General features: G+C 46.8%; 8 protein-coding genes and 1 tRNA gene. 4 read left to right on the forward strand and 5 right to left on the reverse strand.

The features are described 5' to 3' along the window. Positions 1-5: 5 nt before the first annotated feature. Positions 6-1,064, reverse strand: a complete 1,059-nt coding sequence (locus IC571_RS07670) for a cell division protein ZipA C-terminal FtsZ-binding domain-containing protein (protein ID WP_215315752.1) — start codon at positions 1,062-1,064, stop codon at positions 6-8. An 18-nt stretch (positions 1,065-1,082) separates the two neighbouring features. After that, positions 1,083-4,604: a chromosome segregation protein SMC gene (gene smc / locus IC571_RS07675; protein ID WP_215315753.1), complete on the reverse strand. Its 3,522-nt coding sequence runs from the start codon at positions 4,602-4,604 to the stop codon at positions 1,083-1,085. Positions 4,605-4,779: 175 nt separating this feature from the next. Between smc and dapD the strand changes: the two genes are divergently transcribed. From dapD to prmB, 3 genes are read left to right on the forward strand one after another with little or no spacing between them, the layout of a single operon-like run. Then, entirely contained in the window at positions 4,780-5,607 is an 828-nt protein-coding gene (gene dapD / locus IC571_RS07680) for a 2,3,4,5-tetrahydropyridine-2,6-dicarboxylate N-succinyltransferase (RefSeq protein WP_215315755.1), read from the forward strand. A 21-nt stretch (positions 5,608-5,628) separates the two neighbouring features. Further along, on the forward strand, positions 5,629-6,780 hold the full coding sequence (dapE, locus tag IC571_RS07685) for a succinyl-diaminopimelate desuccinylase (RefSeq protein WP_215315756.1): 1,152 nt from the start codon (positions 5,629-5,631) through the stop codon (positions 6,778-6,780). A 40-nt stretch (positions 6,781-6,820) separates the two neighbouring features. Beyond that, positions 6,821-7,717: a 50S ribosomal protein L3 N(5)-glutamine methyltransferase gene (gene prmB / locus IC571_RS07690; protein WP_215315758.1), complete on the forward strand. Its 897-nt coding sequence runs from the start codon at positions 6,821-6,823 to the stop codon at positions 7,715-7,717. Positions 7,718-7,728: 11 nt separating this feature from the next. On the opposite strand, the gene radA is transcribed toward prmB, so the two are convergent. From radA to IC571_RS07705, 3 genes are read right to left on the reverse strand one after another with little or no spacing between them, the layout of a single operon-like run. Continuing rightward, on the reverse strand, positions 7,729-9,093 hold the full coding sequence (gene radA, locus IC571_RS07695) for a DNA repair protein RadA (RefSeq protein ID WP_215315759.1): 1,365 nt from the start codon (positions 9,091-9,093) through the stop codon (positions 7,729-7,731). Positions 9,094-9,129: 36 nt separating this feature from the next. Further along, positions 9,130-9,618, reverse strand: coding sequence for a hypothetical protein (locus tag IC571_RS07700; RefSeq protein WP_215315760.1), 489 nt, complete (start codon positions 9,616-9,618; stop codon positions 9,130-9,132). A gap of 17 nt (positions 9,619-9,635) precedes the next feature. Further along, a complete protein-coding gene (locus tag IC571_RS07705; RefSeq protein ID WP_251373567.1) occupies positions 9,636-11,477 on the reverse strand; it encodes a potassium transporter Kup in 1,842 nt (613 codons plus the stop codon). Between the two features lie 259 nt (positions 11,478-11,736). Between IC571_RS07705 and IC571_RS07710 the strand changes: the two genes are divergently transcribed. Then, positions 11,737-11,813, forward strand: a tRNA-Met gene (locus tag IC571_RS07710). The last annotated feature ends 1 nt before the right edge of the window (position 11,814 follow it).

Raw genomic sequence — 11,814 nt, forward strand, 5'->3', positions numbered from 1 at the left:
AATTCCTAGCTGAAGAGTCGGCCGGCAGTAGAAGAGCCTGCTGCAATGCCAGACTTTTCAAGATTGGCATAAAGGACATCTAGATGTTGACGAATACTAATCACGGCAGCTTCACTCAGATTGATACCATTATCATCCACTAAACGACCATGCGCTACTTGAGCAATCTCGACACCCTCACCCAACATTCTCTCGAAAGCTCGTTGAGATTGAGGAACCAAAGGAATTTCAAGTAATAAGGTTAATTGCGTAATCGGCACGCCCGAATCCAAGTCGGTGCTGTTAAAAATTAAAGTGTCATTACTAAAGAATTCATACCTGCGACCATTTCGTGCTAATTTAAAGCCACGCAGTCGCATAAGAGCATCAAAATCTCTCCAGGGACAAGGCTCATCAAATAGAATATTTATGCTTAATTGAATATCGCTTTCGGCGGCCACCGCATCTAGCTCTTTGGCATTCTCCAACATGGTGTTAACGCTTGGCATATCAATTTGGGAACCCAAAGTATTGGATAAGGCCTGAACGCGAGAGCAAAAGTCTGAAAATTCAAGAACGCCGATTGGGCCACGTCGACTTGCCAATTGAATCGCCAACTGCAAGTCAGAATAAAATGCGCCTGATCTCAGCTCTTCCCAGCCTTTTGTGGCACTTTGATTGTCATTAAGCCCCTCACAGATCCATCGCACGGAAGGGTTAGATTGCAAGTCACTCCATGCATGCATTTCAGCAAGAATTTCTGCGCCAGAAATCGCCTCATTGAAGCGAAGCGTAATGACGCAATCAATACGAGGATCAATTGCAAACTTTTCTTTTGTAGAGCTGGTCGCTGGAATCACATCACCAAAGCTTGGCTCCAAACGATCTCCCGAATCAACATCAGCGAATCCTTTTACAAAAGATGGCTCGCGAGCAACGCGGTCGTCAAATACATAAGCGCTTTGCTCTTTCGCCTTACGACGAGTGCGAGAGTATCTCCAATTGAGAACGGCCACCAATATCAATATCAGTAAACCGATAGCGGCCAATGCAAATTGCAAATCAGACAAGCCCAGTGTCGCCATGATTTGTTCCACGTACACTTAAGCAGCCTCCACCATTGAAACGGCTGAAGAGATATCAACTGCAACAATACGGGATACGCCTTGCTCTTGCATCGTGACACCGATTAACTGATGAGCAATTTCCATAGTGATCTTATTGTGTGAAATGAAGACAAATTGCGTCTTTTCGGACATCTTGGCAACCATCTGCGCATAGCGCAAGGTATTCGCATCATCCAATGGCGCATCAACTTCATCGAGCAAGCAAAAAGGCGCTGGATTCAATAAGAAAAGTGAAAAAACCAAGGCAATCGCAGTCAAAGCCTTCTCGCCCCCCGAGAGCAAATGAATGCTGCTATTTTTCTTACCTGGTGGCTGCGCCATTACTTGAACGCCAGAGTCCAAAATCTCCTCACCGGTCATCACCAATTCAGCATGCCCCCCACCAAACAACTCTGGAAAGAGTTTTCCAAAGTGGGTATTAACTTGATTGAAGGTGCCCTGTAATAAATCACGCGTTTCAGCATCAATCTTAGCGATCGCATCAGTCAAGGTCTGCATTGCTTCATTCAAGTCCGCTGATTGCGCATCCAAGAACTGCTTGCGTTCACGAGAGCTTGCTAGCTCATCCAGCGCAGCCATATTAACTGGACCTAAAGACTGAATTTCAGCATTCAAGCGATTCACTTCGCTTTGCAAAGCGCCAATCTTCAGATCAGGGCTAAAGTTAGCTTCTAACGCACTTAAGTCAGCTTCCGCATCCGCCAGCAATGTCGCAAACTGCTCATAGTTCAAACGTGCGGCCTGCTCACGCAACTGCAAATCTACCACCTTATCGCGCATTGGTTGCAGGCTACGTTCAATTTGCATACGGACTTCATCAACCTCGCGCAATTGATGCAAAAGAGCATCTTGCTCGGTACGTGCGTTTGCTAAAGCGGCTTCACGTGCGCTACGCGCCAATAACAATCCCTGTAACTTCTCTTGTGCCTCTTCATCGCTCAGCGTTTCTAATTCTTGCGTGGCTAGATCGTGCTTATCCTGAATCTCCATGATCTGTGTGCGCGCGGTACTCTGATCACGCTGCAAATCTGCGATTCGCTGCTGTAGTGAGCGAGTAGCGAAGGCCGCTTCTTGAGCCGCCATTTCGGCAACACGTAAGGACTCACGCAACTGATCACGTTCTTGAGTAGTTAGCTCTAATTTTTGCTGCGCCGAAGCCAAGGCCTCTTGATGCCCTTGTTTAGAGTCTTCTGACTGACTTAACTCAGCAGTAGCTTGCTCATGAGTCAAGCTTAACTGCTCCATCTGTTGACGCAACTCACTTAATTCATTTTGAATCTGGGCGGCACGTTGACTGTATTGCTCTTCAGCTTGGGTCAATTGCATTCTTTCCACTTCAAAACCATGAGCTTCTTGCACAGACTGCTCTGCGGCAATGCGTGCTTGCTCAGCGGCTTGATGAGCAGCTTGGTAATTGGCAATACACTGATCCAACTCGCCCTTCAACTCACTTTGCATCAGCTGTTGTACACGCAATTGCTTCTCAAGACTTTCCATTTCTTGAGCGCGTGCCAACATGCCAGCTTGTTCTGAGTCAGCCGCATAAAGCTGAACACCCACACGGCTTACTAAATGACCCTGTTGCGTAACAAATGCGCCACCTGCGGGTAATTTTTCACGACGATGCAAAGCATCTTCCAGGCTAGAGGCGATATAAATATTGTCTAACCATTCTTGCAGCACCGAAGTAAGACGAGGCACTCCGGCACTTTGTACGCGACTCAGCAATGGAGTGAAATCCGCGGGAGCGGATGTATGCGCAGGACTAATTTCTTCTGTGAGCAAAATTGCCAAACGACTTGGGGGCGCATCATTAGCCAATGCCAATGTTTCTTGAACGCTCTTTGCGGTAACCGCGGCTAGACGCTCACGCAACACCGACTCAAGAGCGGCCTCCCAACCACTTTCCACTTTTAATTCTTGCCAGAGGCGCTTGCTTTCTTTAAGCCCCTTGCTTTCCAGCCATGGTCCAATTTTTCCTTGCGCCTGAACGCTCGCCTGCAAAGCAGTTAGTGCGGTTAACTTCGCTTCGGTTTGCGCCAAATCCTGATTGGCCGTTTGAATCTTTTGTTGTGCGGTATTGCGAGCTTCATCAGCAGCCGGAATGCGCTGCTGGGTTTCTCCAGCGCGAGCTCTTGCTTCCTCAACTTTACGTTGCGCCATCGCATGTCGATCAATCGCCATTTGTAATGCTTCTGCATCAGGGCGACGCATACCATCCAATTCGCTAGTCAAGCGGGTCTCACGCCCTTTGAGCTCATCAGCCTGCGCAGACATCGCACGAATACGTTCACCCAAACTAGCAAGACGCTGCTCAATTGTTGCCAAGGTCTCACGGGCATTATTTAAATCACGAGAAGCAGTTTGATAAGCTTCATCGCGACTTGGCATCTGCTCTTGCAAGCCATTTAATTCTGTTAATAGTGTTTGCTCTTTTTCACTTGCTAATGTGAGCTCATGTTCAGTAGTGCGTTGTGCCTGTGCAGCATCCGTCTCCTGCACGGTCCAACGCTGCAACTGTGCTTGAAGATCTTGGGTTTGTTGCTGCAAACGTTGGCGAGCTTCTTGCACATAATGTATTTGTGATTCAACTTGGCTCACATCCGCATTAGTTTGATACAACTCACCTTGAGCTTCAGATACTTTATCTTGTAAGGCGTACTGTTGTGTACGCATCGTCTCGAGCTCTGCTTCTGAGTGGCGTAGTTTGGCAGTCTGCTCTTCTAGGTTTACCTGGGTATCACGGATGCCGTTGGCGTGGCGCTCTTGCTCTTTACCAGCCTCAGTCTGACGGACAAACCACAAAAGCTGTTGCTGCGATTTCATTTGAGCAGAGAGCTCGGCATGACGCTCTGCAACGGTCGCTTGCTTTTCTAAACGAGTGAGTTGTTGATCTAGTTCGCGCAGAATATCTTCAACACGCGTTAAGTTTTCAACAGTATCTTCTAGACGAGATGCAGTTTCTTTGCGACGCTCTTTATATTTAGAAACGCCTGCTGCTTCTTCCAAAAATACGCGCAATTCTTCTGGCTTTGCTTCCAAAATTCGATTGATCGTGCCCTGACCAATAATTGCGTAACCTCTTGGACCCATACCGGTACCCAAGAAAATATCCTGAATATCTTTGCGACGCACAACTTGGTTATTAACGTAATAACTAGAATTACCATCACGAGTTAATACACGTTTAATTCCTAATTCAGTAAATGCGCTCCACTGACCTTGTGCACGACCCTCTGAATTATCAAAAATGAGTTCAACGCTGGCACGGCCAGATGGTTTACGCAAACCAGAACCATTAAAGATGACGTCCTGCATGGATTCACCACGCAATTCACTAGCGCGAGATTCACCTAAAACCCAGCGAACGGCATCAATAATGTTGGACTTTCCACAACCATTTGGCCCCACAACACCAATTAATTGGCCAGGCATTTCAAAATGGGTTGGGTCAACGAAAGACTTAAAGCCGGAAAGTTTGATGGATTTCAGTTGCACGGCGCACTTTGCAGGGAAAAAAGGGGTTCAAATAAAGGACTAAAAATTACATCTTAAAGTGGGAAGATGATAGCAAGCTTGGGGCTACTTGGACGGGTTTTTGCCCCATCGATATAATGATAAATCCACCTTCAGGGACAAAATCCCTTAACAATCTGATAGTTAACTAAAAAGCATGAGCCAATCACCACAAAACATCATTGAACAAGCCTGGGAAAACCGTGCTGACCTCTCACCCAATAGCGTTCCCGGCGATGTCCGTGGCGCCGTAAATGCCGTCTTGGAAGGCCTAAATAATGGCACTATTCGAGTCGCCGAACGCCGCGCTGTCGGTAAGTGGGAAGTAAATCAATGGGTTAAGAAGGCTGTGCTGCTTTCTTTCCGCTTAGAAGACAACATTCCAATGAGCGCTGGGGGGTATACCCAGTTCTACGATAAGGTTCCAAGTAAATTCGAGAGCTATACAGCCGCTGACTTTGCCGCCGGCGGCTTCCGCGTAGTGCCTCCAGCGGTTGCCCGTCGTGGGTCCTTTATTGGCAAAAATGCAGTATTGATGCCTTCCTATGTCAATATTGGCGCTTATGTCGGGGAAGGCACGATGGTAGACACATGGGCAACCGTTGGATCTTGCGCCCAAATTGGCAAAAATGTTCACCTCTCTGGTGGCGTTGGAATCGGTGGCGTCTTAGAGCCAATTCAAGCCGGCCCTGTCATTATTGAAGATAACTGCTTTATTGGCGCACGCTCTGAGGTGGTTGAAGGCGTGGTCATTGAAGAAAATGCCGTCCTCTCTATGGGCGTCTATATTGGCCAAAGCACCAAGATTTACGATCGCGAGACGGGTGAAGTGCACTATGGCCGTGTTCCAGCGGGCTCAGTAGTTGTTCCTGGGTCGCTTCCTTCTGCCTGCGGTAAGTACAGCCTCTATGCTGCTGTTATTGTAAAGAAAGTGGATGCCCAAACCCGAGCAAAAACAGCTATCAACGAGCTGCTTCGCGACTAATTTAACTTCTGACAATTACTTATGAGCGCCACCCTTGAGCTAACCGAAGCTCTCATTGCATGTCATTCCGTCACACCGGCGGATGGTGGCTGCCAAGATTTAATTGCCAAACGTTTACAAGCAATTGGTTTTCATACTGAAAGCGTAGTTAGTGGTCCTGAGACTTTTCAAGTCACGAACTTATGGGCAATCAAAAAAGGGAAAGCTGGCGACCAGGGTAAAGTACTGATGTTCGCTGGCCATACTGATGTCGTTCCAACGGGCCCATTAGAGAAGTGGACTAGCAACCCATTCACACCCAGCATTCGTGATGGCAAGCTTTATGGTCGTGGAGCTACTGACATGAAAACTTCCTTAGCTGGCTTTGTTGTAGCGACCGAAGAGTTTGTCACCTCCCACCCAGATCATCGAGGATCGATCGCCTTTCTGATTACCAGTGACGAAGAAGGTCCGGCCAACGATGGCACCGTGATTATGTGCGAACGCCTCCGAAAACAAGGACAGCGTTTGGATTATTGTGTAATTGGTGAACCCACTTCAGTGGATCAATTGGGCGATATGATCAAGAATGGTCGTCGTGGTTCGCTGTCCGGAAAATTAAGAGTGAAGGGTATTCAGGCTCATATTGCCTACCCTCATCTTGGTAGAAATCCAATTCATTTATCAGCGCCAGCAATTGCCGCCTTAGTTGAAACCGAGTGGGATAAAGGAAATCAGTATTTCCAGCCAACCAGCTTTCAAATCTCCAATGTGCATGCTGGAACTGGTGCAAACAATGTTATCCCCGGTGAATTAGTCATCGACTTTAATTTCCGCTTCTCTACCGAGAGCAAACCGGAACAACTGCAGGAGCGTCTAGAAAAAGTCTTACGCGATGCAGGGCTGGATTTTGAGATTGATTGGGTTCTCGGTGGCAGCCCCTTCATTACTGGCGACGGTGAGTTAGCGGGAGCATTGCGCAAAGCCATTCAATCTGAAACTCAGGTCGATACAGAGCTCTCAACCACCGGCGGCACCAGTGATGGTCGTTTTATTGCCAAAATCTGTAAAGAGGTTGTGGAGTTTGGACCGCTCAATGCCACCAGCCACAAAATTGATGAGTGCGTGAACATTGATGATGTCGAGCCACTCAAAAATATCTATCGCAAAACACTTGAGCAGCTCATTGCCTAAGTAAGACTTTTATTCCTTCTCAACTACAACTTGATCCATCATGGACCCTGAGCCTTCACAAGCCCTCTCAGTCAATCAATCGATTGACCTTATTACTCAAAAATTAGAAGCTGCAAACTTGCATTATGGGCATGGCGCCATTGATGCACAAAGTGAAGCCCTCTGGATTGTTAGTAAGCAATTAGGATTAAGCCCCGCTGATGCACTTGATCACTTCGATCAAACACTCACTGGCGAGCAACATCAACAAGCATTAGCTGTTGCAGATGAACGCATTTCTTCACGCAAGCCCCTTGCCTACATTCTTGGGGAAGCATGGCTCATGGGCGTTCCATTTTTCTGTAGCGAACAAAGCATTGTTCCGCGGTCTTGGATTGCCGAACTCATTATTGATGGATCGTTAGAGCCTTGGCTTCCAGCAGATGGCAAAGTTTTGGATCTCTGCACTGGCAACGGATCATTAGCGGTCTTACTGGCACTCTCGTGCCCTGATATTCATGTTAGTGCATGTGATATCAGCCTACCCGCACTCTCAGTGGCAGCACGCAATGTGGATCGTCATGGTTTAGGTTCTCAAGTAGAGCTCCTAGAGGGTGATTTGTGGGAAGCCCTGCCAGAGCCAAATGAAGACAATCTATTTGACTTAATTATTTGCAATCCACCCTATGTAAACGCCGATTCCATGGTAGCTCTGCCAGCCGAGTATCACGCCGAGCCTGCATTAGCACTTGCTGGCGGCGACGATGGCATGGATCTCGTCAGACGCATTATTGCCAACGCGCCAGACTACCTATCTGAACGTGGCGCGATTCTGATTGAGATTGGCAATGAGTATGAGAATTTCAAAAAAGCATTTCCTCAGATACCAGCAATTTGGATGGAGGTTTCCGCAGGGGAAGAGCAAGTACTACTCATTCAAGCGGAAGATTTGCGCTAAGACAAACGGTTTTAACTTAATTCTGCAGCTGCAGCGATCGCTTGATCAATTCGCTCCACAGGAATCGCTCTCAAGCCCATAATTTTTGCCTTTGGCATATTGGCTTTCGGAATGATGGCAACCGTAAATCCCAACTTTGCCGCTTCCTTGAGACGCTCTTGCCCACGCGGACATGGACGAATTTCTCCCGCTAAACCGACTTCGCCAAACACAATTAATTCTTTTGGTAATGCGCGATTGCGAATAGATGATTGAATCGCCAAAAGGACTGCTAAGTCAGCGGCTGGCTCAGAAATTTTTACACCACCTACCGCATTCAGAAATACGTCTTGATCAAAACAAGCCACACCTGCATGACGGTGTAAGACCGCCAATAACATTGCTAAGCGCGCCTGCTCCAAACCCACAGCCAAGCGACGAGGGTTAGGCACATGTGCAGTATCCACCAGCGCCTGAATTTCGACCAGCAACGGTCTACTGCCTTCTTGCGTCACCAGCACACATGCACCAGGAACCATTTGCTCATGTTGTGATAAGAAAATCGCTGATGGGTTTGTCACTCCACGCAGCCCTTTCTCAGTCATTGCAAATACACCCAGTTCATTAACTGCGCCAAAGCGATTCTTGATAGAGCGAATTAAACGAAAAGAGGAATGGGTATCGCCTTCAAAGTACAACACTGTATCCACAATGTGTTCAAGTACGCGTGGGCCAGCTAAATGACCATCTTTGGTGACATGACCTACCATCAGCACGCAAATACCACTCGCTTTAGCTGCTCTCGTTAACTGAGCCGCACACTCTCTTACCTGCGCCACCGATCCTGGTGCCGAGCTCAATACCTCTGAGTACAAAGTTTGAATGGAGTCCACCACCAATACTTGTGGTTTAACGGTATCCATAATAGAAATCAGTTTCTCCAACTGAATCTCTGCCAATACTTCCAATTGCGGCGCATCTAAGGCGATTCGCTTTGCGCGCAAGGCAATTTGTGCGGCAGACTCTTCGCCACTACTGTAAAGAACATTCATGCCAGCAGCACTCATCTCTGCAAGGGCTTGCAATAGCAAAGTAGATTTACCGATGCCAGGATCACCGCCCAGCAATACAACGCCACCAGGAACCAGTCCACCACCCAACACACGATCAAACTCCTCAACACCAGTGCTGAATCTTGGTAAATCTTCCGCTGTAATGGCAGAAAGTTTTTGTCTCGGTAAAGATTGTGCTAAGCCCTGAAACCGAGAATTTGAAGTTGACTCTGGCAAACCCTCTTCCATCGTATTCCAGGATTGGCATGATGGACATTGCCCCTGCCACTTCGCCGAAGTGCCGCCGCAAGACTGACAGATGAAGACTGTTTTTACTTTAGCCAAGGATGACCCAATGAAATATCAGAATAAATAAAAAACTTAATCAAGTTGCGTGCCAGCTTTATTCTCTTGAGCGCGCTTGGGTGCATCTTTACGACGCCGCTCTAGATCTGCCGCCCTAGTAGCCGAGGCTTTTTGCTTTTCCTCAAACTCACGCTGATTATCAGCGCGTTCTGCAGCTTTTTCTGGGGAAGCACGCTCAGCAGCACGTTTTTGATCTTCTTGATCTTTAATGCTCTTACGCAGTTTGCGTTGCACCTCATGCAAAGCACGCTCTTGCTCACTGATAGGGTCAACTTCTTTACGATATTCAGCTCGTGCGCTACGCAAACAATAATTTACCCAGTAGTTCTGATAGCAATCAGTCTGCGCTTTACCCCAACGATACTTAGCCCAATCGCGTTGCAGCTCAAGCTCTTGCTCTATCTTATTTAACTGCTTCAACTCTACTTCTTCAGCTGGCGTGGCAAGCACCACTCCGCTGATAAAGCTAATCAGCCAAAAAATGGCAATAAAGAACTTGGTCATTAAAGGAAGTTTTTCTCTTAAATCTCTACCTTAGCGCCTAGCTCAACTAAACGATTTGCTGGAATTCGGAAAAAATCAGATGGTTTTGCGGCATTTTGCATCATCCAACTGAAAAGCTTTTCTCTCCACAAAGCCATACCTGGTGACGAAGACGGGACAATCGTATCGCGCGAAATAAAGAAAGAGGTATCCATAACGTCAAAATGAATTCCTTCATGATCCTCGATCAACTTGAGCACATTATTAATATCCGGAGTTTCTTTAAATCCATGAACAGCCCTTACCAAATACACGCCGCCGCCAAAATCTTTCATCGTGATGCGCTGATCATCATTCACATAAGGCACGTCCCAAGTGCTCAACTTCACAAAAAAGATCCGCTCATGCATCACTCGATTATGTTTTAAGTTGTGTAGCATCGCTACCGGAACATAGTCAACATGAGCCGTCAAAAAGATTGCAGTACCCTCAACTCGATGCGGTGGGTGAGCCAATAAACCTTGCACAAAAGCCTGCAAAGGAATTGATCCCTCAACCATTTTTGCGCGCAAAAGCTTTCGACCCCGATACCAGGTAATTAAACAAGTAAAAATTAGTAGGCCTAAAAATAATGGATACCAACCACCATCTTTGATTTTGATCAGGTTTGCGCTCCAGAAAGAAAAATCTAAAGTAAAAAATACGGATGTAAGCGCAATTACTAGAATTAAATTCATCTTCCATTCGCGATACATTACCACCGCAAGTAACACTGCAGTAATCATCATGGTCGATGTCACTGAAATACCATAAGCAGCTGCTAAATTAACGGATGCTCTAAATTCGATAATGGTAATGACAACCATAAACAACAAAGCCCAGTTCACTACAGGCACGTAAATCTGACCTTGCTCAGAGTCTGAGGTATGCATGATAGTCATGCGAGGCATAAAACCAAGGAGAATGGCTTGACTCACTAGCGAGTAGGCGCCTGAAATAACAGCTTGTGAAGCGATTACCGTTGCCGCCGTAGCTAGACCAACAACTGGCCACAAAGCCCACTCAGGAACCATCAAATAAAACGGGTTTGATGCAGCATCTGGATTAGAAAGTAGCAATGCGCCCTGACCTAAATAGTTAATTAACAAACTAGGCAGCACTACGAATAACCATGCATAACGAACTGGATTGCGGCCAAAATGCCCCATATCCAAATACAAAGCTTCCACCCCAGTTACAACCAACACTACTGCGCCCATCACAATGTAAGCAGTCGTGGGATGCAAGGAAACAAAATAAACAGCATGCATCGGATTAATTGCGCCAATAATTTGCGGCGCAGCACCGATATTTATAACCCCTAAAATCGCGAGCACAATAAACCAGGCCAGAGTAATTGGGCCGAAGAGTTTCCCAACAGCAGCGGTTCCAAATTTTTGAATTAAGAACAGCGCAATCAAAATGGTCAACGAAATCGGAATAATAAATCTATGTAAACTCGGTGTTGCGATCTCGATACCCTCAACAGCAGAGAGAACGGAAATAGCCGGGGTAATAACAGACTCACCTAGTAACATGCATGCGCCAAGCATGCCTAAAATCATTAAACAGAAATACGTTTTTGAGTCACTCTTATAGGAACGAAGGGCCAGAGCCATCAGAGAAAGCACGCCCCCCTCACCCTTGTTGTCTGCTCGCATAACAAATAATACGTATTTAAAAGTCACCACCAAAATCAGCGACCAAATCATCATGGCAATTACACCAAATAAAGCCTCCGGTGAAAATGCGATACCATGCTGCGGATCAAAACACTCTTTAAGCGCATAAAGCGGGCTTGTGCCAATATCGCCAAATACAACACCAATGGCGGCGAGCATCACCGCACCCAAGTTGCCCTTTTTATGGTTGTTAGGGTCTTCTTGCAAATTAACCGGGTTTAATAGTGTTGAACTGGAAAACTCTGGATTGCTAATCGACATTGCAGGCCTTTGGCTGTTTGTTGCGTGGCAATATGTTACTCCCTAAATAAGGTCGCCCCAAATGACTTTGAGCAAGCTAAAACCCTCATTTTTCCAGCATATATTAAAGAAACAGTCGACATTGCAACGCAAAAAATGGTAGAATCACAGTCTCAGACGCGGGGTGGAGCAGTCTGGCAGCTCGTCGGGCTCATAACCCGAAGGTCGTAGGTTCAAATCCTGCCCCCGCAACCAA

The sequence above is a fragment of the Polynucleobacter sp. MWH-UH2A genome, assembly GCF_018687195.1.
GTDB lineage: Bacteria > Pseudomonadota > Gammaproteobacteria > Burkholderiales > Burkholderiaceae > Polynucleobacter.

Coding starts and splice junctions, on each gene's coding strand:
- prmB (WP_215315758.1), top strand. CDS start 6,821: ATGGACCCTGAGCCTTCACAAGCCCTCTCAGTCAATCAATCGATTGAC.
- IC571_RS07705 (WP_251373567.1), bottom strand. CDS start 11,477: ATGCTCGCCGCCATTGGTGTTGTATTTGGCGATATTGGCACAAGCCCG.
- dapE (WP_215315756.1), top strand. CDS start 5,629: ATGAGCGCCACCCTTGAGCTAACCGAAGCTCTCATTGCATGTCATTCC.
- dapD (WP_215315755.1), top strand. CDS start 4,780: ATGAGCCAATCACCACAAAACATCATTGAACAAGCCTGGGAAAACCGT.
- IC571_RS07700 (WP_215315760.1), bottom strand. CDS start 9,618: ATGACCAAGTTCTTTATTGCCATTTTTTGGCTGATTAGCTTTATCAGC.
- IC571_RS07670 (WP_215315752.1), bottom strand. CDS start 1,064: ATGGCGACACTGGGCTTGTCTGATTTGCAATTTGCATTGGCCGCTATC.